Annotated in this window: 17 protein-coding genes; 7 read left to right on the forward strand and 10 right to left on the reverse strand. The window is 67.4% G+C overall.

Annotated features, from left to right (window positions below):
- Positions 1-41: 41 nt before the first annotated feature.
- Positions 42-1,451 carry an esterase/lipase family protein gene (locus ACZ5EF_RS04735; protein ID WP_346063803.1) on the forward strand — a complete coding sequence of 470 codons (1,410 nt, stop codon included), beginning with the start codon at positions 42-44 and terminating at the stop codon, positions 1,449-1,451.
- Here the strand turns inward: ACZ5EF_RS04735 and ACZ5EF_RS04740 are convergent.
- The 5 genes from ACZ5EF_RS04740 to ACZ5EF_RS04760 all read right to left on the reverse strand — a co-directional run bounded on the left by ACZ5EF_RS04740 (position 1,448) and on the right by ACZ5EF_RS04760 (position 7,484).
- The gene (locus ACZ5EF_RS04740) at positions 1,448-2,254 is read right to left on the reverse strand and encodes an ABC transporter ATP-binding protein (protein ID WP_346063802.1); all 807 of its coding nucleotides are present in this window, start codon (positions 2,252-2,254) and stop codon (positions 1,448-1,450) included. The genes ACZ5EF_RS04735 and ACZ5EF_RS04740 overlap by 4 nt on opposite strands.
- Before the next feature lie 14 nt (positions 2,255-2,268).
- On the reverse strand, positions 2,269-3,375 hold the full coding sequence (locus ACZ5EF_RS04745; RefSeq protein WP_346063801.1) for a FecCD family ABC transporter permease: 1,107 nt from the start codon (positions 3,373-3,375) through the stop codon (positions 2,269-2,271).
- 25 nt (positions 3,376-3,400) lie between these two features.
- The gene (locus ACZ5EF_RS04750; RefSeq protein ID WP_346063800.1) at positions 3,401-4,423 is read right to left on the reverse strand and encodes a FecCD family ABC transporter permease; all 1,023 of its coding nucleotides are present in this window, start codon (positions 4,421-4,423) and stop codon (positions 3,401-3,403) included.
- Entirely contained in the window at positions 4,420-5,376 is a 957-nt protein-coding gene (locus ACZ5EF_RS04755) for an ABC transporter substrate-binding protein (RefSeq protein WP_346063799.1), read from the reverse strand. The genes ACZ5EF_RS04750 and ACZ5EF_RS04755 overlap by 4 nt, the downstream gene beginning before the upstream one ends.
- Before the next feature lie 131 nt (positions 5,377-5,507).
- A complete protein-coding gene (locus ACZ5EF_RS04760; RefSeq protein WP_346063798.1) occupies positions 5,508-7,484 on the reverse strand; it encodes a ligand-gated channel protein in 1,977 nt (658 codons plus the stop codon).
- Between the two features lie 150 nt (positions 7,485-7,634).
- Here ACZ5EF_RS04760 and ACZ5EF_RS04765 point away from each other — a divergent pair, with 150 nt between their 5' ends.
- The 3 genes from ACZ5EF_RS04765 (at position 7,635) to ACZ5EF_RS04775 (ending at position 10,282) form a co-directional block, all read left to right on the forward strand.
- Positions 7,635-8,600: an arsenic resistance protein gene (locus ACZ5EF_RS04765; RefSeq protein ID WP_346063797.1), complete on the forward strand. Its 966-nt coding sequence runs from the start codon at positions 7,635-7,637 to the stop codon at positions 8,598-8,600.
- Positions 8,601-9,140: 540 nt separating this feature from the next.
- Positions 9,141-9,569 carry a hypothetical protein gene (locus tag ACZ5EF_RS04770; RefSeq protein WP_346063796.1) on the forward strand — a complete coding sequence of 143 codons (429 nt, stop codon included), beginning with the start codon at positions 9,141-9,143 and terminating at the stop codon, positions 9,567-9,569.
- Positions 9,570-9,613: 44 nt separating this feature from the next.
- Positions 9,614-10,282 (forward strand): hypothetical protein, encoded by a 669-nt coding sequence (locus tag ACZ5EF_RS04775; protein WP_346063795.1) that lies wholly within the window; start codon positions 9,614-9,616, stop codon positions 10,280-10,282.
- Positions 10,283-10,501: 219 nt separating this feature from the next.
- On the opposite strand, the gene ACZ5EF_RS04780 is transcribed toward ACZ5EF_RS04775, so the two are convergent.
- From ACZ5EF_RS04780 to ACZ5EF_RS04800, 5 genes are read right to left on the reverse strand one after another with little or no spacing between them, the layout of a single operon-like run.
- Positions 10,502-11,917, reverse strand: coding sequence for a patatin-like phospholipase family protein (locus ACZ5EF_RS04780; RefSeq protein WP_346063794.1), 1,416 nt, complete (start codon positions 11,915-11,917; stop codon positions 10,502-10,504).
- Positions 11,914-12,144, reverse strand: coding sequence for a hypothetical protein (locus ACZ5EF_RS04785; RefSeq protein ID WP_346063793.1), 231 nt, complete (start codon positions 12,142-12,144; stop codon positions 11,914-11,916). The genes ACZ5EF_RS04780 and ACZ5EF_RS04785 overlap by 4 nt, the downstream gene beginning before the upstream one ends.
- Before the next feature lie 32 nt (positions 12,145-12,176).
- A complete protein-coding gene (locus tag ACZ5EF_RS04790) occupies positions 12,177-12,626 on the reverse strand; it encodes a hypothetical protein (RefSeq protein WP_346063792.1) in 450 nt (149 codons plus the stop codon).
- Positions 12,627-12,653: 27 nt separating this feature from the next.
- The gene (locus ACZ5EF_RS04795) at positions 12,654-13,748 is read right to left on the reverse strand and encodes a catalase family protein (RefSeq protein WP_346063791.1); all 1,095 of its coding nucleotides are present in this window, start codon (positions 13,746-13,748) and stop codon (positions 12,654-12,656) included.
- On the reverse strand, positions 13,732-16,785 hold the full coding sequence (locus ACZ5EF_RS04800; RefSeq protein ID WP_346063790.1) for a peroxidase family protein: 3,054 nt from the start codon (positions 16,783-16,785) through the stop codon (positions 13,732-13,734). Before ACZ5EF_RS04800 ends, ACZ5EF_RS04795 begins: the two co-directional genes overlap by 17 nt.
- A gap of 192 nt (positions 16,786-16,977) precedes the next feature.
- Here ACZ5EF_RS04800 and ACZ5EF_RS04805 point away from each other — a divergent pair, with 192 nt between their 5' ends.
- The 3 genes from ACZ5EF_RS04805 to ACZ5EF_RS04815 all read left to right on the forward strand — a co-directional run bounded on the left by ACZ5EF_RS04805 (position 16,978) and on the right by ACZ5EF_RS04815 (position 22,962).
- On the forward strand, positions 16,978-18,249 hold the full coding sequence (locus tag ACZ5EF_RS04805; protein WP_346063789.1) for a hypothetical protein: 1,272 nt from the start codon (positions 16,978-16,980) through the stop codon (positions 18,247-18,249).
- 3 nt (positions 18,250-18,252) lie between these two features.
- Positions 18,253-20,880, forward strand: coding sequence for a hypothetical protein (locus ACZ5EF_RS04810; RefSeq protein ID WP_346063788.1), 2,628 nt, complete (start codon positions 18,253-18,255; stop codon positions 20,878-20,880).
- A gap of 309 nt (positions 20,881-21,189) precedes the next feature.
- Positions 21,190-22,962 (forward strand): hypothetical protein, encoded by a 1,773-nt coding sequence (locus ACZ5EF_RS04815; RefSeq protein ID WP_346063787.1) that lies wholly within the window; start codon positions 21,190-21,192, stop codon positions 22,960-22,962.
- The last annotated feature ends 155 nt before the right edge of the window (positions 22,963-23,117 follow it).

Here is a 23,117-nt window from a genome sequence, read left to right on the forward strand (position 1 = left end):
GGCGGCCGCCCCATCGGGGCCTGTCGAGGGAGAGGCGCGCCATGGCCCAGCGACCCCTGATCCTGCTGCATGGCTGGAACGACACCGGCGAGGCCTTCGAGCGCCTGGCCGGTCACCTGCGTCGCCACCTGGGCGAGCGGCGCATCCGGCGCATCGCCATCGGCGATTACCTCTCCCGCCACGACGCCCTGCGCTTCGATGACCTCCAGGCGGCCCTGGAGCGGGCCTGGACCCGCCACGACCTGCCCCGCGCCCCGGCCAGCGTGGATGCCATTGTCCACTCCACCGGCGGCCTGGTGATCCGCGACTGGCTGGCCCGCCACTTCGCCCCCGACGCCTACCCCGTCAAGCACCTGGTGATGCTGGCCCCGGCCAACTTCGGCTCGCCCCTGGCCCATCACGGGCGCTCGCTGGTGGGGCGGGCGATCAACGGTTTCTTCAACCGCCAGCCGGAGCAGCCGCGCTTCGAGGCCGGCGCCGGGATCCTGCGTGGCCTGGAACTGGCCAGCCCCTATAGCTGGGAACTGGCCCTGCGCGACCGCTTCGCCGGCACCCCGGGCCCCTTCGCCCCGGGGCGCACCCTGTGCAGCGTGCTGGTGGGCAACCACGGTTATGGCGGTATCCGCTCGGTGGCCAACGAGGCGGGGGGCGACGGCACGGTGCGCATTTCCACCGCCAACCTCAACTGCGTGCGGGGCCAGATCCACTTCGAGGAGGGCCACCACCAGGGGCGCCCGGTCACGGTGCCGCGCCTGGCGGGCTGGCAGGACTCCAGCGGACGCTGCGCCTTTCTCATCGTCGATGGCCTCGATCACACCACCATCAAGCTCAATAGCCCGGAGAGCCGCTTCAGCGCCGCCCAGCGCCGGACCCTGGGGCTGATCCTCGAGGCCCTGGGCGTGGAAGATGACGGCTTCGCGGCCCACTGCGATGCCTGGGAGGCGGCCAATGCGGCCCTGACCCAGGCCCCCGGCGAGCGCCGGGGCAAGCCCGGCTACCAGAACACCCTGGTGCGGGTGGTGGATCAGTTCGGGGCGCCGGTGCCGGACTATTTGATCGAGTTCTATGATCCCCGGGACGACCGCCACGACGGCGGCGCCCTGGCCCGGGTGATGCACGAACAGGTGATCCTCAAGGTGCATCCCTACGGCGACGACGCCTCCTATCGCAGCTTCTATATCGACACCGCCCGGCTGCGTCACGAGGTGGCCAAGGCCGGCACCGAGCTTGGCCTGTCGATCACCGCCGATCCCATGCTGGAGGCGGAGGCGGCGGAACCCCCGGTGGGCTTTCTCACCTACGCCGACGAGGATATCGATGACCTGCGCCTGGACGCGGCCCAGTTGGCCGCCTTCTTCCGGCCCCACCGCACCCTGCTGGTGGATATCGTGCTGCATCGTTCGCAGCATCAGCGGGTCGTGACGCTGCGCGGCGATGCCGCAGCGGATTAGCGGCTGGCGCGCACCCGGCGCAGGTCGGTGAGCACCGGGGTGCCGGTGGCCGGGTCGCTGAGCAGGGTGCACTCCACGTCATAGAGCTCGCGCACCAGTTCCCGGGTGACCACCTCGGCGGGCGGGCCCTGGGCGATGATGCGGCCGTCGCGCATGGCCACCAGGTGGTCGGCGTAGCGGCAGGCGCTGGGCAGGTCGTGGAGCACCAGGGCCAGGGTGCGCCCGGCCTCGGCCAGGCGCCGCACCAGCTCGAAGACCTCCAACTGGTGGCCCAGGTCCAGCGCCGAGGTGGGCTCGTCGAGCAGCAGCAGCGGGGTCTGCTGGGCGATGGTCATGGCGATCCAGGCGCGCTGGCGCTGGCCGCCGGAGAGCGCCTCGAGGGGGCGTTCGGCCAGGCTCTCCAGGTCGGCGGCGGCCAGCGCCTCGCTCACCGCCCGCTGGTCGTCGGCGGACCACTGGCGCAGCCAGCCCTGGTGGGGCTGGCGGCCGAAGCGGATCAGGTCGCCCACGGTGAGCCCCTCCGGGGCGGTGGCCTCCTGGGGCAGCAGCGCCAGGCGCCGGGCCAGGGTGCGCGCCGGCAGGCGCCGGATATCCTCGCCGTCGAGGAGCACCGCGCCGCCCCCCGGGGCATGCAGCCGGGCCAGGCCGGCCAGCAGGGTCGACTTGCCGCAGCCGTTGGGCCCGACGATGGCGGTGACCCGGCCCGGCGGCAGGCTCAGGTCGAGGCCGTCGATCACGGCCTGGCGACCGTGAGCCAGGCTCAGGTCCCGGGCCTGGAGATGGTGGTGGTGGGCGGCGGTCATGGTCGATTCCTTATCTAGGCCAGGGTTTTTGCGGCGGGGCGCAGCAGGATCCATAGCAGCCAGGGGCCGCCGACGATGGCGGTGACGATGCCCACCGGCAGCTCGATGGGGGCCAGCAGTACCCGCCCCACCAGGTCGGCCAGCACCATCACCAGGGCCCCGGCCAGGGCCGAGGCGACGAGCGGCACGCCGCGCTTCGAGGCCAGGGAGCGGGCGATCTCCGGGCCCACCAGCCCCACCAGGCCCACCGGGCCGGCCACCGCCACGGCCAGGGCGGTAAGCAGCACCGATAGCGACAGCACCTGCCGGCGACGCCGCCGCAGCATGACGCCGAGGCCGCTGGCCACGGCATCGCTGAAGCGCATCAGGTTCAGCGAGCGGGCCAGGGCCAGCGCCAGGGGCAGGCCGACGGCCAGGCCGATGGCCAGTACCGTGACCGCCTGGCCGGAGCGGGCATTGAGGGTGCCCACCGTCCAGGGGTAGGCGGCATGGGCGGTATCGATGGCCACCCGCGCCAGCAGCAACTGGGTGATGGCACCGAACACCGCCCCCACGCCGATGCCGGCGACGATAAAGCGGTAGCCGCGGGTATCGCCGCCGCTGGCCAGGCCGAAGGTCAGGGCCGCGGCGGTGGTGGCACCGGCCAGGGCCATGGCCGGGGGTGCCAGGGAGACGCCGAGTCCCACCACGGAGGCCACCGCGAAGGCGGTGGCGCCATTGTCGATACCGATGATCCCCGGGGTGGCCAGGCGGTTGCGGGCCAGGGTCTGCATCAGGCAGCCGGCCACGGCGAAGGCGGCGCCGGTGAGCCAGGCCGCCACCAGGCGCGGCAGGCGCAGTTCCTGGATCAGGAAGCCGGCCATGGGATCACCGCCGCCGCGCAGGCCGGCATAGAGCTCGCCGGGTCCCAGGGTCACGCTGCCCAGGGCCAGATAGGCGGCGGAGGCGGCGAGCAGGCCGAGCATCAGCAAAAGGGTAGCGCTCAGGTCGCGCCGGTCGACGAGCAGGCTATGGCCGCCCCAGGCCAGGCGCCAGCGCCCCGGCGGGGCGCTGACCTCGGGGGAGGCCGCCCGCGGGGTGGCATCCAGCCGTCGGCTGAGGGTATCGGGACTCAATAGCATGGGGGCTCCAGGCGTCTCTCCTGACTCAGAGGCTTGGCAGGCGGCGGGCGCGCACCACCAGGATCAGTACCGGGGCGCCGCACAGGGCGGTGAGCACCCCCAGCGACAGCTCCGAGGGAGCCACCAGCAGCCGCGAGACGATATCGGCGCCGATCACCATCAGCGGGCCCAGGGGCAGACAGAGCCAGAGGGTGCGGCGAATGTCCGGGCCGGCCAGGGCGCGGGCGGCGAAGGGCACCACCAGGCCGACGAAGGCGATGGGCCCGGCGATGGCGGTGGCCGCCCCCACCAGCAGCGCCACCGCCAACACCACCAAGCCGCGCACCCGCCCCGGGCGATGGCCGAGCCCCGAGGCGACCCGCTCGCCCAGGGCCAGGGCCGCCAGGGGGCGCGCCACCAGGATGGTGATGGCGAGCGCCAGGGCCAGGCTGGGCAGCACCGCCAGCAGGTCCGCCAGGCGGCGCCCGGAGAGGCTGCCGATCACCCAGAAGCGGATCTCGTCGGCGGCGCGCTGATCGAACAGCAGCAGCAGCGAGGTGAGGGCGGCCAGCAGCGCCGAGAAGGCCGCCCCGGCCAGCACCAGGCGAATGGGGTCGTTGCCCAGGCCGCGCAGCCGCGCCACCCCCAGCACGCAGAGGCAGCCGGCCAGGGCGCCGGCCTGGGCCACCGCCACCCGCAGGGTGGTGGCGCTGGCGCCCAGCCACAGGGCCAGGGCCACGGCGAAGGCGGCGCCGGCGCTGACCCCCAGCAGGCCGGGCTCGGCCAGGGGGTTGCGCGACACCGCCTGGAGCAGGGCCCCGGCCACGCCGAGGGCCAGGCCCACCGCCGCCCCGATCAGGGTGCGCGGCAGGCGCAGCGACCCCACCACGAAGCGGGCCTCGTCGTCGCCGCCGCCACCCAGCACCGGCAGGGCGCGGGTCGGCGTCACCTCGCCGGCGCCCAGCAGCAGGCTGGCCAGCACCGCCAGGCCCAGCAGCAGGGCGAGGCCGGCGAGGGGGCGGCCCAGGCCCTCGGGCGGGCCGTGGCGCGACAGGGCCGGTGTCGTCATGGGGTGAGCAGGGCGGCTTCGATATCGTCGAGCACCGCCAGGGCGGCCAGGGCGCCGGTGGCGCTGCTCCACAGCTGGCCGTCCACCGGCACCACGCGATCGTTGGTCACCGCCTCGAGACGGGCGAAGGCCGGCGAGGTGCGCGCCGCGTCCAGGGCCTCCTGGCCCTCGGCATTGAGGGTGGCCAGGAACAGCCAGTCGCTATCCACTCGGCCCAGGTTCTCCAGGCTCAGCGGGTCGCTGTGCACGCCGCGGTCGTTGACCAGGCCGCCGTCGCTGACCTCGAGCCCCACCGTCTTCAGCAGGCCGGTGGCGAACAGCCGCTCGGACATCACCAGGGGACCCTGGGGCATCCAGCGCACCAGGCTGGCCTCACCGCTGACCTCGGCCTCGGCGAGCGCCTCGGCCAGCTCATGAGCGCGGCTTTCCACCTCGGCGATGGCCGCCTCCAGCTGGGCCTCGCGGCCCAGGGCCTGGGCATAGAGGCGGCTCTCGTCCCGCCAGTTATCCGGGCCCAGGGGCTGGCTGGGGGGCACGATGGTGGGGGCGATACGCGACAACAGGGCGTACTGCTCGTCGGCGAGCTGCGGCGGCGCCAGGATCAGGTCCGGGCGCTGGGCCAGCACCGCCTCCAGGTTGATCTCGCGTACCACGCCGACGATGGCCAGGTCGGTCTCGGGGTGATAAGCGGCCAGGTAGTCGTCGATATAGCGGGCCACGCCGTCGCCGCCGCGGGTGGTCACCGCGCCCAGCGGCACCACGCCGCTGGCCAGGGTCGCGTCGAGGGCGCCCTCGTAGAGGGTCACCACCCGCTGCGGGTCGTCGTCGACCTCCACGGGGCCGTAGGCGGTCTCCAGCGTGGCGGCCAGGGCGGACTGGCCGGTGGCCAGGCCGAGCAGCAGGGCCAGGCCGGCCAGGCGATGGCGGGTGGGGGCGGAGGCAGACAGCGACATGGGACTCTCCTTGAGTGTCATGCGGGTGTCGCCCCCGAGACCGGGGGCGACAAGAGGGGAATGTTAATCAATTTCAAACGCGGCTTCTTAGCAGGCTTGCGGAACGGTCCGTTCGAAGAGTCGCAACGGGTTCAGAAGCTGACGTTGAGGCCCAGCCACAGGCGACGACCATCCTCCACATAGCCGTACTCGTCGTAGGTGATGGTCTCGTCGAAGAGGTTGTAGATGCCGGCATTGAGCCGCGCATTGGGGGTCAGTTGGTAGCCGAGACCGGCGTCGACGAAAGTGTAGGAGGGGGCGACGATGGCGCTCTGGGACGGCCCGGTGTTGGGCTGGCTCTCCTCGCCGCGGTAGGTCACCCGGGTCCACTGGTCGAGGCGCTGGGAGGCCTGCCAGTCGAGGCTCAGGCTGGCCTGGTGGCGCGGCAGCTGGGTCAGCGGCTCGCCTTCGTACTCGCCGCTCTTCTGTTCGGAGTCGGTGAAGGTGTAGCTGGCGGTGAGCGCCAGGGCCTCGCCCAGCGGCGCGGTCAGGTGCAGTTCGACGCCCTGGGTGACCGCCTCGTCGACGTTGACCCGGTAGGTGGGATCGCTGCCGAACCGGTTGGGTTCATCGGCGCAGACACCCTCGGGGCAGGCGATGCGGGTGATCTTGTCCTCGAAGTCGTTATGGAAGAGGGTCAGGCCGCCGCTCAGGTCGCCGTCGCCGCTATAGAGCAGCGCCAGTTCCTTGTTGAGGGAGGTCTCCGGTTCCAGGTCGGGGTTGCCGTAGACATCGCCGCCACGACTGGTCTGTCCCCAGTCCGGGGTGATCTCGCGCAGGTTCGGTGAGCGGTAGCCGGTGGAGACGCCGCCCTTGAGGGTCCACTGCGGGGTCAGGCTGAAGACGCTGTAGAGGCGCGGACTGAGATGGCTGCCGTAGTTCTCGCTGTCGTCCAGGCGCACCCCGCCGGTCAGCGCCCAGCGCTCGGTGAGCAGCCATTCGTCCTCGACGAACAGGCCCCACTGGCTGCTGGAAATATGCGTGCGGTCGGAGATCTGGTTGCTGGTCTGGTCGTCCAGCGACTCCTCCTCGTAATCGGCGCCCAGGGTCAGCATATGCCGGCCCAGCGGCAGCAGCAGGCTGGTGCGCGCCTGGGTGTTGGTGATCTCCATCTCGCGGGACGCGTTCTCGCTGACCTCGCGCTGCAGATGGCTCTCGCTGGTGCCGATGCCCCAGCGCCCGCTGTGGGTCAGCGCCAGGTGTTCGTTGCTGTAGTCGCCGATGTTGTCCGTGCAGCCGCCGCGGCAGCCTTCGGCGGGCGCCGAGCGGCCCATCAGCGAGCGGCGCTCCTGATGGGTGCGCCCGGCCTCGAGGGCGATATCATGATCCTGGTGGGGCGTCAGGGTCAGGCGCGCGGTCAGGCTCTGCAGGCGCTTGTCCTCGTAGCCGTTGAGGATATCGTCCTCGTCGCGCTGGGAGGCGCGACCATAGACCTGCAGGCCCAGCAGGTCGGGCACCAGGGCGCCGCTGAGGTAGACATTGGCCTGTCGGCTATCGCCGGAGGCGCCGTCTTCCTGGAGCACGGTGTCGAGCCGTAGCTCGCCGTGCCACTCCTCGGCTACCTTGCGGGTGATGACGTTGATCACCCCGCCGATGGCATCCGAGCCGTAGAGGGTCGACATGGGGCCGCGGATCACCTCGATGCGTTCGATGGCGGACAGCGGCGGCAGCCAGTCCTGCTCGAAGCCGGCGCTGCCGTTGGGACGCGACTCCCGGGAATTGCGCGGGCGGCCGTCCACCAGCAGCAGGGTGTACTGGGCCGGCATGCCACGGATGCTGATATCGGCGCCGTTGTCACCGGCGCCGCCGCCGGTGACGATCACCCCGGGCACGTCGCGCAGGGCATCGGTGATGTCCCGGTAGTGGCGCCGCTCCAGTTGCTCGCGGCCGATCACGCTGATGGAGGCCGGGGCGTCCTGGAGCTGCTGCTCGAAGCCCGCCGCGGTGACGACGATATTGTCGAGTCGCTGGCCGTCGTCGGCCTGGGCGGCTAGGGCGGGCTGGATGGACAGGGCCGCCAGGGAGGCGATGCTGGCGGACAGCAGTGGCCGGGCCGGGGGATGAGACATGAACTCGCTCCTCGAGTAGGATGCCGGCGGGGCCGGCAATGATTGCTAATGCGAATGCATCTCATTGTTTCATGAGTTCGCACCCTAAGGGTCGAACGGCCCGTTCGGCGAATCACAACGCGGTAAGGAACAACGCGGTAGGGAGGAGGCATGCGGGAACGGCTGGAGCAGTACCAGGTGGTGCTCTACCTGCTGGCGGTGGGCGCCGGCCTGTTGGTGGGCGCTTACTGGGGGGGCCTGGCCGAGGCCCTGATGGCGGGGCTCTGGCCGCTGCTGGGGGCCCTGCTCTATGCCACCTTTACCCAGGTGCCCTTAGCTGGCGCCTGGCGGCGGTTGGCGAGGACTCGCTTGCTGGCGGCGGCCCTGCTGGGCCACTTCCTGGTGATACCGCTGCTGCTGTGGGGCCTGGCGCAGCTGCCCCTGGCGCCGCCGGTGATGCTGGGCATCCTGCTAGTGCTGCTGGTGCCCTGCACCGACTGGTTCCTGGTCTTTACCCACCTGGGCGGCGGCGATACCCCCGCCGCCCTGGCCCTGACGCCGCTCAGCCTGTTGCTGCAACTGCTGTTGCTGCCCTTCTACCTCTGGCTGTTTCTCGACCAGGCGGCCCTGGCCGGGCTGCTGCGGCGCGAGCTGCTAGGGGCCTTCGTCGGGCTGATCCTGTTGCCCCTGGGGGCGGCCTGGCTGACCGAGCGCTGGGCCAGGCAGGGCCCGAGCGAGCGGCGCGCCCCGCGACAACGCCTGGTGGCCGGGCTGGGCTGGCTGCCGGTGCCGCTGCTGGCCCTGGTGCTCTTCCTGGTGGCGGCGGGGCAGGTGGGCGTAGTGAGCGATCACTCGGGCCTGTTGTTCGGCCTGGTGCCGCTGTTCGCCGCCTTCCTCGGCGTGGCCCTGGGGCTCGCCTGGCTCTTTAGCCGCGCCTTCCGCCTGCCCGCCGCCCAGGGCCGGGTGCTGGCCTTCGGCTTCGGCTCGCGCAACTCCTTCGTGGTGCTGCCGCTGGCCCTGGCGCTGCCCGCCGGCTTCGACGCCGCCGTCACCGTGGTGGTGATCCAGTCCCTGGTCGAACTGCTCGGCATGCTGCTCTTCCTGCGCTGGGTCCCCCGCCTCTTCCCCCTTCCCTAGTTCAATCAACCCAGTGGGGTGGTGGGAGATGCTATGTTGCCCCTCAAGCCGTCACTGCGGTTTTTGTGGGAGCTCAGCTTCGCTGAGCGATTGGCGCCGTCAGGTGCCTTGATCGCCCGCAGGGCGATCGGGGGTATGGCCACAAGGGCGACTGCGTCGCCCAATCGCGCGGGAAACCCACGCTCCCACCACACCCGTGGCTACCAGGCCTGCTCCGGTGGCTACCAGGTCTACTGTGGCTTTAGCCGGCGATTTGATACCTCGGCAACCCATCAATTACCTGCTTCAACAGGCGATTAACGGCCACCCAAGCCTTGGTTCATCACCCCTGGTTGGTAACCCAGGCCACCTTCTCCTTGTGAGAGGTACCCCTCCCCCGTAGAAGCAGGGGTACCTCCGCGGAATTGACCGACTATCCCTCTAGTCAAAAAGTTAGGCCTTTCTAAGGCAGGGAGAAATGTTTTTTACTAAGCTGGATATTGTGTGTTTTATAAAGCTATATCCTTTTTCAAAGCATGTGTGGGTTGGAGGGTTAGGATTATGTCGGAGTATAATTATAAGCTTTTTGTTGTGCTTTTTTCATTGATGTTCTTGGTTTCCTGTGCAACTACGCCAGTATCTAATGAAGAAGCTAGAGAAGTTGAGATGAGGCATGTTATTGATGCTGGGGTTGTCACTCCTCGCCAAGGTTTTGGAGAGGTGGTGGTAAAGAGGGATCAAGGTTTAAATACATCGGCCTGTCGATCCAGGGTCTTTGTTGATGGAGAGCCTGTTGCAGATATAGCGCCTGGAGAAAAAGTAACAATGTACCTCCCCGTGGGCGAGGTCATGCTTGCAGCCAAGGCTACCGGGATTTGTGCAGGAGGATTGGTTGAGGTTAGTGCGAGAGTTAGCGATTCCAAAACCTCTACATTCAGAGTGTCTTATGGAACCTGGGGGGAGTTTTCTATACAACCTACTTCTTTTTGATTTGCGAGGTTGCTTTGTGATGAAAAAATCTAAAATCCTTTCCTATGATTTTTATCATGGGAGGGGTTTTGCTTGGTGTTTATAATTTTTTTGACACTGAGTCTTCAGTTCCTAGAGTCACTGATGCTGATAATCCTTCAGTGATTGACGATGGCTTTTCTGAGTCCGTGGGAGAACTTTATTGGGTTACGTCAGATCGTCTAAACAGGAGGACTTGTCCGTCTGCTAGTTGTGGTGTTGTTGGCAGGCTTATGTTTCGGGAGGCTACGAATGTATATGAGGTGAGAGATGGCTGGGCACGTGTGTCTGAGCCATATAACGCTGCTTGTGAGAGTGGTGAAAGCCGGTTTGTAGAAGAGGGTAACTCTGAATGCTCATCAGGGAATGGTATCATTGATGAGTATTTTTCCGAGTGGGTCTCTATTAGTTACCTATCTAGAGTTCGGCCAGCTGATCCGGATGCTGATGCAGCAGGTATGGAAGAGTTAGTTGCTGGATCTGATGACTATAGGTTATATAAGGGTGTTTTTGTTAATTCTGCCAGGAGATTGATTCAGGATGGTCGCTGTACTGAACAGGATTTTGAAGATCTAGGGGGATGGGTTAAGTCTATTTCTCATAGGGACTCTCCAGTGTATTTTGTTTACTGCGGTGGCATGAGTAGTAGTGACCGGCTGTATCTTGATGTATCAACTGGGGAGTTTTTTAGGTGACTTTTTAGGGGTGATATTTTTCATTGAGTGGTATTTTTACTTCTTTACTTGGTTTTCGGTTTTTTAGGATTTTTGAGTCGGTGTGAGAGGCGACCTTTAATATGCGTTATTGGTAGGGGTTTTTTATAGTGAACAAGGTGATCGTTCAGGCATTTTATTGCTCTTCAAGGGGGCTTGCCCTTGGCCTGATCCTAGATGCGAAATTGTTCACCCTTGAGTTCAAGGAAATTCCACTCCCTCGGAGGGCAGTCCATGCACGCAGGCCTGCTCGTCGTACTCGCCGCTGAGCAGCGACTGGAAGCAGGGGGCGCCCTCGAGCAGGGCCCGGCCGACCCGGCGCAGGGCGTCCACGTCGTCGCCGGGCAGTTGGAAGCTGGTGGGCAGGTTGAGGAAATAGTCCCGGGTATCGGCGTCGGCCAACTGGTCGAAGCCCACATAGATGCGGTAGAGCTCGGCGGCGTGCAGGATGTCCTCCGGGTCTTCTTGCTGCGCCGAGAGGTGCTGGGCGTCGGCGCGGGTGCGCAGGGCCTGGCGCAGCAGCTCGACGCTGTCGAAGGAGTAGTTGGCCATGGGCACGCTGGAGATCTGATTGACCACGGCGCCGAGCCCCGGCGCCCGGGGCGAGGCGTCGTAGCCGGGGTCCCGCCCCGGCTTGGCGTCCACCACGATGATCACCAGCTTGTCGATCGCCTCCAGATCGAGGCGGGTCAGCAGGCTCCAGGGCGGGTCGGTGGAGCGCAGGGCGGTGAGCGGCAGGCGCAGGCCCAGGTTGTCGGCCACGCCGCCGTCCAGCAGATGCACGTACTCTCGATCCGGTTCCTGATAGCGGCGCAGGCTCCGGGCGCGGTAGTAGCGGCGTGGGTTGGAGGCCAGGTCGCGCAGGCCGCGCTCCACCCAGACCGGCTCCCGGTAGTCGCACTGGCCGGGGTAGGCGTTCAGCGCCAGGGGCGTAAAGGCGATGGGGAAGTTGGAGGAGGCGGCCACGGCCCGGGAGAGGGTGACGCCGTCCAGGTCGGCGCAGAGGGGATCGAACTGGGCCTGAATAAAGGCGAAGGACGAGCCCTTGGTCATGTCGGTGGCATTGAGTAGCAGGAAGGGCTTGCGGCGCGGCAGGTCGGCGAAGGTGGCGTCGCCGAACAGCGTGGCCTGGTAGACCTCGTCGGCCAGGTCGATGCGTCCGAAGGTGGGGGAGGCGAGCCGTGCCAGGTGATAGGGGTTGAGCAGGCGGCGCTTGAGCCGGCCCTCCAGGTCGGCGTAGAGGAAGTCGCGCAGGAAGGGCCCGTCGTCCGCGAAGATGGCCTCCCGGTGCAGGGCATAGTAGGCGGCGGTAAAGCTGCCGCCGGAGACCGAGGAGAGAATATCCACCTCCTCGAGCAGGTTGCGCGACTCGCCGCCCAGGGGCACCCGGCTGTCGCGCAGGGTCTCCAGCACCCCGTAGGCCAGGGCCGCGGCCCGGGTGCCGCCGCCGGAGAAGGTCAGGACCACGAAGAGGTCGTCGCCCTCGTCGGCGTCCGCCATGGTGGCGTAGCGGTAGCCCGCCTCATAGTCGATGCGCTCGAGGCGGGCGGTCTCGGGGAAGCCGGCGCAGCCGGCCAGCAGCAGGGCGAACAGCAGCCCGGCGAGGCGGCGGTTCATGGGGTGGCCTCCCGTGGCTGGAAGTGCAGCACCAGGGGCGCATCGGCCCGGGTGCCACTGAGGTGGATTTCGTGGCACTCGGGGGTGAAGTCGGGGCGCTGCGGGTTGAGGCCGATCACATGGTGGCCGGTCTCCAGTTGCATTAGCCGGTTGGTCCAGCCGGCGGGGCGGCCGTCCACCCACACCTTGCGCCGGCTGGGGTAGCTCACCTTGAGGTATTGGTCCATGGGATTCCTGCCCCCTTAGCGGCGTGTTTCTGTCAGCGGCGGGCCTCCAGGGCGAAGTCGAGGATCCGCCGGCGCCCCAGCCATACCTTGCCCAGGTAGATGCCGGGCGCCACCTCACGGATCTCGTCGCGCACCGCGCGGAAGAAGAAGGAGGTGCTGGAGTAGTCGATGACGATGGTGGCCTTGCCGTCCATCCAGCTCTCGCCCCGGTAGACCTTGGCCACCACGAAGCTGAGGCTGAAGGGGGTGACCTTGTTGACCAGTACCCCGGCGGAGCCGTCCTCCGCGAACATGTCGAAGACCTTGCCCTGCCAGGCGAAGAGGCGGGCGAAGCGGGCATAGGCTCGGGCGAAGAGGCTGCCGGTGACGATGGGGGTGCCCCGGGTCTCGCCCTGGGGGATCTGGCCGGGGCCGGCCTGGCGATAGAGGTCGTCGAGGCGTTCCCGGCTCAGGCCCAACCACTCTTGCACGGTCGCACTCATGGCCGTTCCTCCTGTGTCGATGGGCGCTCAGGGCGGGGACTCACCCGCCAGTGTGGCGTTATGGGTGGTGCGCTGGGCCCCGGCGGCCTGGTAGATGGCCCGGCGCAGGCGATTGATGCCGCCCAGGGGGCGGTGGGCCGGATGGGTGTTCCAGGGGTTGAAGACCGTCGACTCGCAGCGCGCCAGGGCCTGGGGCGTGTCGATGGCCTGGCGATGCAGGATCAGCCGGCCCACCGGGCGGAAGGGCGAGGCATCCTCGTCCCACACCACCGAGGCGTCCTCGATGGGCATGGCCTCGGGGTCGGTCTGGAACTGCACCTGGAAGCTCAGGCAGGCCTCGCCTTCCTCGAGCTGTTCGGCCAGAGCATGGCGCAGATGGTCGGGGTGATCCGGGTCGGGGGCCGCCATGGGGGCCGGGTCGCCGGCGCAGGAACGCAGCGAGTACTTTACCGCGCGGCCCTCGCCGAAGCGGTAGGGGGTGGTGCTCCAGTAGGTCACCGCCAAGGGGCTGTCGGGCTGGCCGCGGGCGCGCAGGGCGATCATCAGGGAACGGGGCTGGGGGGCCAGGGGATTGACGAAGTACCACCAGAGGCGCTCGTCGGCCACCGCCTCGACGAAGCGGTAGAAGGCCTCGGGGGTGCCGGCGAAGAGTGCCGGGTGGCTGTTGAACAGGAAGTCCTGCTGGCCCGGCGGGCCGGCGAGGCTCTCGGCCCCCGGCACCCCGAACAGGCGCAGCGAGGCGCCGCGCAGGTCCTTGTCGCGGTCATCCTGCCGGGTGGCGTTGGCGAAGCGCACCAGGGCTTCAAAGCGGCCCGGCTCGGCGAAGAGGCCCACCGCCAGGTCGTCGTCCAGGGGCGGTACCTCGAAGGTGGCGGTGGCGCAGGCCACGGTCTTGGGCTGGTTGAAGCGCGGGATGGGCTCGCCGGCGGCCCGGTGGCGTTCGCCGATCTCGAGGATGCGCTCGGTCATGGCCGCGCCCAGGGCCGCCTCGCCGGGGGCGACGCGCTCCTCGCCCAGGGCCGGCGGCGGTTCCTCGCCGCAGCCGGCCAGGGTCCCCAGCACCGCCACCAGGGCCAGCCGCCGAGCGGTGACGCCCCGCCGGGGCCTAGTCGGCGAAGGCATCATCGTTCTCGGCGCCCGGCCGTGGCGTCCACTCCAGGGAGTAGTAGTCGCCGCGATCCCGGGCCCAGGGGTCGAAGACATTGATCACCGGCTCGAGCTCCTCGGCCAGCCCCGGCACGCTGCGCTGCAGCACCCGCTTCATGGGTGACACCGGCTGGCGGTGGCCGTTGGGGGTGCCTTGCTCCATGACCACGCCGTCGGGGCCGTTGTTGAGCACCCACTCATGGCCCAACCGGGTGTAGAACTCCGGGCGGAAGCTGGAGGTGAAGAAGCGGTCGCTGAACAGCCGCCGCGAGGCGTTGAGGATAAACACCACGAACTGGGTCTCGGAGATGGCGAAGCCGTGGGGGCGCACCGGCTCGGCCAGCCAGCCCACCACGGCGTCCACGTCCTCGATATTGTCCACCAGGCTGCCGTCCGGGTGGCCCAGGCAGTCGTTGGGGTAGTTGCCCTCGGCGTCCCGGTAGGCGTGGGAGATGATCTTGTCGGCGTCGCATTCATGCTGGCCGTAGATCTCGCGCATGCGCTCCACCAGGGCGGCCTGGCGCTGGCGCTCGGGGTGGTCCGCCGGCAGCCGCGGGTCGATAAAGTCGTCGAAGCTGGTCAGCTGCCTGAGGCCGTACTGGCGGCGGAACTCGTTGAAGCGCGGCACGCCCCGCTCGCGGTCGCGGATGATATCCAGGGCGGCGATATCCAGGCGCCCGGAGCCCTCCAGATGGGGCATCGGCAGGTTCTGCAGGAACTGGCCATGGTTACCTAGGGTGAGCAGGCCCAGGCGCTGGCGACCCAGGCTCAGCGCCCAGTCCTCCACCCCGTGGTCGCGCAGCAGGTCGCTGGCGCCGGCGCGGAAGCCCTCCACCGCCGGCACCCGGTGGGCGATGCGGTCGGGGGCGTCGAGTCGGCGCAGTTCCAGCAGGTCGGGCACCAGGGGGTGGAGGCGATAGACGGTGATAAATTCCTCGGGGAAGTTGAACGGCGAGCCGAAGTGGTTGGTGCCGCCGTTGACGTGCTCGGGGTTGGCCAGCGACCAGACGTCCCGGCGGCCCGGGTGCAGGGGCGAGAATACCGTGCGCCCCTCGTAGCGCTCGCTGCCCATGCCAAAGATACCGGGGCCGGCGGCCAGCACCGAGTACCAGGCATTGGCGTGGCGTGTGTCGTCGGAGTCGCGCAGGCGTTCCACGACCCGGTTCATCACCCCATCCATCAGCGGATGCTCGGCCAGCAGGCCGTTCCAGTTGGAGTTCATGCCGCGGTAGAGGGGCTCGTTATAGAGCAGCTGGGGCGTCCACTCGATGGTATGGATCTTGGCGATCATCGCCGCGACCACCAGGCGCGCGGCCTCGAAGAGCTCGTCGTCGCTGACCTCGGCGTAGCTGATCACCCGCTCCGGGTCGGCGGGGTCGCGCAGGCCGGAGTCCGCCTCGGGGGTGGCGGCGGCGCGCTCGCGAAAGGCGTCGACGAAGGCGTTGTGCTCGCGGCTGAAGACGGTGTGGTAGAAGGCGATGCCCAGGGTCCAGTTGTCCGGGAAGGCGGCGGCCTCCTGGCCGCTCCAGACGGGGTGGATGGGGTCACAGTCGGCTGCTTCGGCGGCCATCTCGCAACTCGGGCCGAAGCGGGGCAGGTAGCCCGCCTCGTCGCCCGGCAGGGGCCTGAGCCGCAGCTTGGCGGGATCGTCCGGGTCGCGCTTGACCCGGCGCCGGCTGCGCTCGTCGTAGCCGTAGAGCTGGGAGGCGTCCCACCAGGCGGTAACGGTGTTGTCGAAGGTGCGGTGGGCGCGCTCCAGGTAGCGCTCGCCGTCGTGAGTGAAGGTGGCCGGGGGGCTATCCTCGGCCACCAGGCTGGGCTGGAAGCGATCCTCCGGCCGGCAGCCCAGGGCCGGGTCGTCGCAGCCCGCCGGCAGCAGTTGGCTGCGGTCGTTCTCGCCCTCGCCCAGGTGCGAGAACCAGTCGTGGGTCATGAACTGGATCCAGTAGGCGGCTAGGACGTTGAAGAAGGGCGCCGCCTGGTAGTCGCAGCGGGCGGCGGGATCATGGCCGGGCAGGCCCTGGCCCTGGTTGCACAGCTCGGGCCGCGACTGGGGCCGGGTGAAGAGCTCGCGGCTGATGCGCTGTGGGTCCGGGGTCATCGGGCCGAGGCGCTCGCCGTGGCGGTTGCGGGTCAGCTCGGTATGGCCCTGGTCGGGGAAGGTCTCGGTGAACTCCACGTTGCGGGCGAAGGGGGTATGGGTCGCGCCCATGCGCGGATTATCGATGTCGTTGCAGATGCCGGTGAGGGTGCGGTGGCGGATCAGCTCGCCCCGGCAGCGCTGCTCTCCATCGCCGCCTACCGCCTCGAACTGGGGGTGCTCCGGTGGCAGGCGCAGGGCATCCCAGCGGCGCAAGGTGGGGCCGGGGGCGCCGTCGCGGCCCCGCACGTACTCCGCATAGGTGAGGTTGTCGAAGAGGTTGAACTTGATCAGCTCGACCCGGGCGTACTCCAGGTCGAGCAGGGCGCCGTCGATGCCGCGGGCATTGGGGTTGACGTGGATGCGCTCGCTGAGCCCGCCCACCAGGGAGCGGATCCAGCCCTCGTCGTAGCGGGCATTGCGCGAGGCGCCGTCGCCGGTGGCCCAGTAGCTCTGCCAGTCGACCCAGGGCGTGTCGAGCTCCAGGAAGCCCAGGGCGCGGCGGCCGCCGCGGCAGTGGGCGGTCTCCTCGCGGACCTTGCCGAGGAAGCGGTCGGCACGGTCGTCGGGGACCTCCAGCAGGCCGCCGCCGATCATCCGCCGACAGGCGCGCAGGGCCTGCCAGGTCTGCATCCAACTGGGGTGGTCGGCCTCGGGATGGGATCCGGCCTGGTCGGTGAGGGAGGCCTCGTCGAGGGCCTCGTCGGGCGCCTGGGCGGCGGCGGGCAGGGCCAGGGCGGCCAGGCCCATTATCATCAGCGCCCCTGCCGACAGCCGTGCCGACAGCCGTGCCAATCGTCGTGCCCACCGAAGGAACAGCGAACTGGGGCGGCGACCAACGGGACGGGTGGCATCCTCGCGCACGGCAGACATGCCGGTATCCTCCTTGGGAACGCGCAGGGGCCGGGGACGGCGTGCCGCGTCCTCCTCGATCGGCGATAAGGCGAGAAAAGTATAGTCAACGTTTTTCTTCGACTGCCATCGACGGGAGTGGCTAGACTGCTGATCACGGGCGGCCACCCGGGCCGCCGATCCCACGCCAACACAGGGACGGGGGGCAGGGCGATGCGCGGGCAGTCGGCACTCAACCTGGTGATGACCCTCAAGCCCGGCCACGAGGCCGAGGCGCAGGCGCGGCTCGAGGCCATGCGCGGCGACCCGGGCGGCAACGCCATCCTGCCCTTCGCGCGCCTCGAGGGCGTGCACTTCGCTCGCCTGGTGCTACTCCCGGAGGCCTTCCGCCGCGGCGGGCGTCGCTACCCACCGCAACTGGTACTGGCCGCCAATATCGATGGCGAGATCGCCCCCTGCCTGGAGGCCATCGCCGCGGCCGGCGGCGAGGGCCTCGCCGAGCTGCTCCGCCACTGCGAGGGTTTCCCCGACCCCGCCGATCCCTCCCGGCTGCACGCCTTTCTCGACGCCCACCGGCTGCCGGTGCGGGCCTTCTACGTCAATACCCTGGGGCGCACCCTGGCCCAGGTGGAGCTCGAGGGACGCCTGCATGACGCCCTGCGTCGCCATCTCGACGAGCACGACTGGTGGGGCCAGTCGCCCCAGGCGGTGCGCCGGGCGCTGATCCGCTTCGTCGCCGGCCGCGATGACCTGCGCGAGGCCCTGAGCCCCGCCGAGGGGCCGTCCCGCTGGCGCTGGCTGCAGGGCTGGGGGATGCTCGGCGCCATCGCCCTGGCGGGGCTGGCGCTGGCCCTGGTGCTGTGGCCGCTGACCCTGCTGGCGTTGATCCTGCTGCGCGGCCACGAGATCGCCAACGCGCCCCATAACCGCCGCCCCCGGGACGCACAGGTGCGCTGCCTGGAGGCCGACGAGGACCATGGCCTGCACAACCAGCTCTCGGCGGTGGGGCGCATCCAGGCCGGGCCCTTCCGTCGCCTGGTGCTGTATCCGGCGCTGTGGCTGCTGCACCTGGCCAGCGCCTGGGTCTTCTACCGTGGCAAGCTGGCCGAGGTGGACACCATCCACTTCGCCCGCTGGGTGATCCTCGACGGCGGCCAGCGGGTCTACTTCTTCAGCAACTTCGACGGCAGCCCCGAGAGCTACCAGGACGATTTCATCGAGCGGGTCGCCTTCGGCCTCAACCTGGTGTTCAGCAACGGCGAGGGCTGGCCGCGCACCCGCTGGCTGCTGTTCGGCGGCGCCTCCGACGAACAGGCCTTCAAGGCCTACTACCGGGACCACCAGGTGCCCACCGCGGTCTGGTATCGGGCCCCGGCCTATGTCGGGCGCAGCGCGGTCAACCTGGCCAACCAGGCGGCGGTGCGTGCCGGGCTCTCCGGCGAGATGACCGAGGCGCAGTGCCGCGCCTGGCTGCGGAGGCTCTAGCCCATGGCGGAACTGGAGTTCGAGGATATCCAGGGCATCCTGCTCAGCGGCTACGCCGGCCTGCCCGAGGCGCGTTTCCTGCTGCTGAGCTTCGGCGAGGCCGAGGCGGCCCGGGCCTGGCTGAGGGAGGCGCTGCCGCGCATCGAGGCCGCCGCGGCGGGACGCCCCCAGGGTGGCAGCCGCCTGCACCTGGCCTTCACCTGGACGGGCTTCGAACACCTGGGGCTCTCCTGGCAGGCCCTCAAGGGTTTCGCCCGGGAGTTCCGCGAGGGCATGGCGGGCTCCGCGCGGCGCAGCCGCCTCCTCGGCGATACCGGCGACAGTGCCCCCGAGCACTGGCAGTGGGGTGGCCCCGACGGGGAGCCCCTGCATGCGCTGCTGATGCTCTACGCCGCCACTCCCGGGGAGATGGAGACCCGGTTGGCCAACGAGTGGGCGGCCCTGGGCGCCGCCGGCATCCGTGTGGTGAGCGCCCTGAATAGCAGCAGCCTGCCCGGCGGGCGGGAGCACTTCGGCTTCCGCGACGGCATCTCCGACCCCAAGCTGGCCGGGGTCAGCGGCAGCCGCGACGAGCGCCAGCTGGTCGCCCCGGGGGAATTCGTGCTCGGCTACCCCAATGCCCGCGACCAGCTAACCCTGCGCCCGCTGGTCGACCCCATCGAGGATCCGCAGGGCCTGCTGCCCGAGGTGGTGGAAGACAGCGACCTGCGCGACTTCGGCCGCAACGGCAGCTACCTGGTGTTTCGCCAGCTACGCCAGGACGTGCCCGGCTTCTGGGGCTGGCTCGCCGGCCAGGCCCCGACGCCGGAGACTCGACTGGCCCTGGCCGCCAAGCTGGTGGGGCGCTGGCCCGATGGCGAGTCGCTGATCAAGGCGCCCCGGCACCCCACCGGGGCCGGGCCGGACAATGACTTCGGCTATCACCAGGAGGACCCCGACGGCCTGAGTTGCCCCCTGGGCGCGCATATCCGCCGCGCCAATCCCCGCGATATGCTGCCGCCGCGGCCCGGCACGCAAGCGTCGCTGGCCATCAACCATCGCCACCGGCTGCTGCGCCGCGGCCGCCCCTATGGCCCGCCGCTGGCCGAGCGCCTCGACCCCGAGGCCCTGCTGGCCGCTGGCGACGACGGCGTCGAGCGCGGCCTGCACTTCCTCTGCTTCAATGCCGAGCCGAGCCGCCAGTTCGAGTTCGTGCAGCACACCTGGCTGGAGAACGCTAACTTCGCTGGCCTCCGGGGCGAGAGCGACCCCCTGGTCGGTGCCAGGCAGGACGGCGAAGACGCCGCCTTTAGCGTGCCCGAGGAGCCGGTGCGGCGGCGCTGCCAGGGGCTGCCGCGCTTCGTCACGGTGCGCGGCGGCGCCTACTTCTTCCTGCCCGGCCTGCGGGCGCTGCGCTACCTGGCCGCCCCGCCCCGGGGGCTGACCACCGAGCCCAGCGCCCCGGCGCCGCCGGCGGTGCTGCTGGCGGATACCTGGTGGCTGCGCGGCGGGCGCGCCATCAATGACGCCCTGGAGCGCGGCGTGGCCCTGTCGCGGCGGGCCACCCGGCTGCGCAACGGCTTCGACCGCCTCCTGCAATGGCCGCTGACCGATGCCCTCCAGGCCTGGCTGTTGTGGCGCCGGCGGCGCCACGCTATCGACGCCGACCTGGAGCTTGCCGAGGAGCGCGAGCTGGCCGGCGAGGCGGAAGTGGCCCGGCGCATCACCGAGCAGATGAGCGAGTTCCTGCTGCGCACCTACCGCCACGGCACCGCCGAGCGGGCCGGCAACACCAAGACCCATGGCCTGCTGGAGGCCCGCCTCGAGGTGCTGGAACTGCCCGAGCACCTGCGCGTCGGCCTGTTCCGCGAACCGCACGCCTTCGAGGCCTGGGTGCGCTTCGGCGGCCCCGGCCCCAGGGTGGTGCCGGACATGCGTGACAACGGCGTGCTGAGCCTGGGCGTCAAGGTGCTCGGCGTGCCCGGGGAGACCCTGCTCGACGACGAGGCCCATACCCAGGACTTCTCCGGTATCAGCGCCCCCACCTTCACCACCCCGGACGTCTACGAGAACGCCAAGCTGCAGCGGCTGATCGGCGCCGGCATGCCGGTCTGGTACTTCCTCAACCCCTTCGATTCCCACTACACCGACATGCTGCTCCAGGCCCTGCACGCCAAGGCCCACGGCAGCCCTTTCGAGGTCAGCTACTGGAGCTGCGTGCCCTACCTGTTCGGCAAGGGGAGGGCGATCAAGTACCGCTTCGTGCCGCTGCTCGAGCGCCGCTCCAAGGTGCCGCTGCCCGCCCCGGACGACTACCTGCGCCGGGCCATGGTCGACACCCTGAGCGAGGAAGCGGAGGTGGTCTTCGAGCTGCGCATCCAGTTCCAGGAGGACCCGGTGACCATGCCCATCGAGGACGCCTCCATCATCTGGAGCTCCGAAGAGATCCCCGTGGCCCGGCTGCGCCTCCCGCGGCAGGACTTCGATACCCAGGCCCGCGAGCGCCTGGCCCGGGAGCTCACCATCAATCCCTGGCACGCCCTGCCCGAGCACCGTCCCCTGGGCAACCAGAACCGCGCCCGCAAGCTGATCTACTACGAGACCTCACGGCTGCGCCAGCGCATCAACGACGAGGAGCATTTCAAGCCCTAAGGGCACGGCCCCCGCCGCGCCACCTGCGATGCCACCTACCGCACCGCGCGGGAGCCCGATGGACCGGCGATCCCTGGGTTCAAGATCGGCCTGGGCAGGCCGAAGCCACCTTGACTAGGCTGAGTGTTACTGAGTGTGACCAGGCGAGGCTGATCGTCTCCCCAGGGAGACGATATAGCCCGGCTGCCAAGGAGGCGGAACCCGGTGGGACTGCCGGGCGGTAGCGTGCCTGAGAGACCCTGAGCGGCCATGACGAAAAATGTGGCATTCTCGTTTATCGGTGTTAGGCGACTTTCAAGGGAGATCAACATGGTTACATTCGGAGCGGATCAGGCCGTTGATGCTTTGCAGCCCCTTGATACCGTAGAGCGCATCTGCTCGTTGTTGAGTTTGCTCTGTGGTGAGCAAATTTGCCTCACGGAACCTACCCCAGCCCGTGAGGCCGTTATCGGAATTTTGAGGCACGCTCATGACATCGGGGCAGATAAATTGAGTATGAATTATGAAGAATTCAATGAACTCCTTCTCATCTTCAACCAATACCGTGTTGAACGACCTTTTTTTGAGTTCTTCTTCGCTCAGGAAGATCCTCGCAAGGAAGAAGCGAGTAAAAAGCAAAGCATTCTCTTCTCTGAACTGCCGGCGGGCGTTACCCGGTTTAGAGGCTTTGCACTGCTTTGCTATGGGAATTTCCGATTTGGATATCGGGAACTCAGCAAGATTTCGGATCCTGCGATCTTCATGAATAAGCTAGAACCTTGGAATGTTGACTCGTCCGAAGAGCAGAAAAAGATTCGAAATAGAAAGGAGGCTCTTCTTCAGCTCGCAGGGACAAGAGATGAGATCTCCAAGGATCAAACTCCGTGGCTTGGATACTTGACTGGTGACCGACTTGAAAACGACCATGCGTTATTTCGGGCAATAGCCGCGAAGGCATACGACCTGCGAGAGAGTGAAGCTGTGAGCGAAATAGGCGACGTAAGATTGGTGGAAAAGATTAATAAGCTCTGGCCCGCCATTAAAGATGAGCAAGTTGATCGCTTTAACAATCACATTTCTCGCCTTGAGGGAATTGTGACTCGCAAGCGAGAAGAAGCGGTCCAAGCAAGGGAAAGAGGTATAAGAAATACGCTTAAATACTTAACTTGGGACTACCTTGACGTTTACATCGCTACCTCCATGCGGCACGAGTGGGAGTTCGAGGAAACTTTTACATTCGTGAAGGAAGTGTTTGAAGAGCGCTTGTCTAAACGAAATAATCTTCCTCTAAGGTGGTTTGATCCTACGCAGTCCTACGATCCCAACCTTATCGATAAGGGGCTCCTTGAAGGACTAATGCTTAAACGCGCGAAATGCTGCATCTACATGGCGCAAGAGTGCGATACGTTGGGGAAGGATTCAGAGCTTGCGGCGACACTTGCCCAAGGAAAACCCGTCATAGCCTATGTGCGCAGGATCGATAAGGAGGATTTACAAGACGAGATTGAGCAGATGAAGCGACGCCCCTTCAGGTATTTTCGACAGCGCTTGACATATCTGCTATCGGATACGTTCTTTGAGAAGCCGGATAACAGGTCTAATATTTGCACGGCACTGGCGCAACTCGAGATGCCGCTCTCCGAAGATAAGTTTAGGGAGATAGTTGAAAACTTCTTGAAGTTGTTGTATGACTTCGAAAGCGAACGTAGCTTCGAACTGATCAGCGATGAGGAAGCCGAGTATCGTAAAGCTCATGAGGCGAAGTTCAGGAGGCTGGAAAAATTCATGGCAGCGGTTGAGAGCGTCGCTGCGAACAATCGTGCAAAAACACTACAAGCACGTCACCCATTATCTATGCAGGTAAATCTACAAACTGGTGTGGCGAATGGCGTGTTTGTTACGCGTGATTACGCTGACTGTGCTCGAGTAATTGAGGGGGTGTTAACCAGATCCTTAAGATTTGCCATTAGAGAGGAAGTAGATGAGATCGGTCAATCTCTCGGAACCTCGTTGAGGGAGTCGCACACTAATTCCAAGTTTCGCATAGTGACAGCTAACGAATGCCTCACCAACTCTTTCTGGAACTTCTATCTGGAGTCGTAGCGATTGTGGCGACGATCATCAGTTTGACGTTGGGTTGTAGGGTAACCATGCGTGGTAGACAGGAGGACGTTATGAAGAGAAGCAATTCACGGGTGCAACAGCGATTCGCCCGCTCTGAACTATCTCACGAGCAGGAAACATCCTTATCGCACGAA

Source organism: Bisbaumannia salifodinae (genome assembly GCF_055388505.1).

Coding starts and splice junctions, on each gene's coding strand:
- ACZ5EF_RS04745 (WP_346063801.1), bottom strand. CDS start 3,375: ATGCTATTGAGTCCCGATACCCTCAGCCGACGGCTGGATGCCACCCCG.
- ACZ5EF_RS04810 (WP_346063788.1), top strand. CDS start 18,253: ATGGCGGAACTGGAGTTCGAGGATATCCAGGGCATCCTGCTCAGCGGC.
- ACZ5EF_RS04800 (WP_346063790.1), bottom strand. CDS start 16,785: ATGTCTGCCGTGCGCGAGGATGCCACCCGTCCCGTTGGTCGCCGCCCC.
- ACZ5EF_RS04760 (WP_346063798.1), bottom strand. CDS start 7,484: ATGTCTCATCCCCCGGCCCGGCCACTGCTGTCCGCCAGCATCGCCTCC.
- ACZ5EF_RS04795 (WP_346063791.1), bottom strand. CDS start 13,748: ATGCCTTCGCCGACTAGGCCCCGGCGGGGCGTCACCGCTCGGCGGCTG.
- ACZ5EF_RS04775 (WP_346063795.1), top strand. CDS start 9,614: ATGATTTTTATCATGGGAGGGGTTTTGCTTGGTGTTTATAATTTTTTT.
- ACZ5EF_RS04755 (WP_346063799.1), bottom strand. CDS start 5,376: ATGTCGCTGTCTGCCTCCGCCCCCACCCGCCATCGCCTGGCCGGCCTG.
- ACZ5EF_RS04785 (WP_346063793.1), bottom strand. CDS start 12,144: ATGGACCAATACCTCAAGGTGAGCTACCCCAGCCGGCGCAAGGTGTGG.
- ACZ5EF_RS04770 (WP_346063796.1), top strand. CDS start 9,141: ATGTCGGAGTATAATTATAAGCTTTTTGTTGTGCTTTTTTCATTGATG.
- ACZ5EF_RS04805 (WP_346063789.1), top strand. CDS start 16,978: ATGCGCGGGCAGTCGGCACTCAACCTGGTGATGACCCTCAAGCCCGGC.
- ACZ5EF_RS04735 (WP_346063803.1), top strand. CDS start 42: ATGGCCCAGCGACCCCTGATCCTGCTGCATGGCTGGAACGACACCGGC.
- ACZ5EF_RS04815 (WP_346063787.1), top strand. CDS start 21,190: ATGGTTACATTCGGAGCGGATCAGGCCGTTGATGCTTTGCAGCCCCTT.
- ACZ5EF_RS04750 (WP_346063800.1), bottom strand. CDS start 4,423: ATGACGACACCGGCCCTGTCGCGCCACGGCCCGCCCGAGGGCCTGGGC.
- ACZ5EF_RS04765 (WP_346063797.1), top strand. CDS start 7,635: ATGCGGGAACGGCTGGAGCAGTACCAGGTGGTGCTCTACCTGCTGGCG.
- ACZ5EF_RS04790 (WP_346063792.1), bottom strand. CDS start 12,626: ATGAGTGCGACCGTGCAAGAGTGGTTGGGCCTGAGCCGGGAACGCCTC.
- ACZ5EF_RS04740 (WP_346063802.1), bottom strand. CDS start 2,254: ATGACCGCCGCCCACCACCACCATCTCCAGGCCCGGGACCTGAGCCTG.
- ACZ5EF_RS04780 (WP_346063794.1), bottom strand. CDS start 11,917: ATGAACCGCCGCCTCGCCGGGCTGCTGTTCGCCCTGCTGCTGGCCGGC.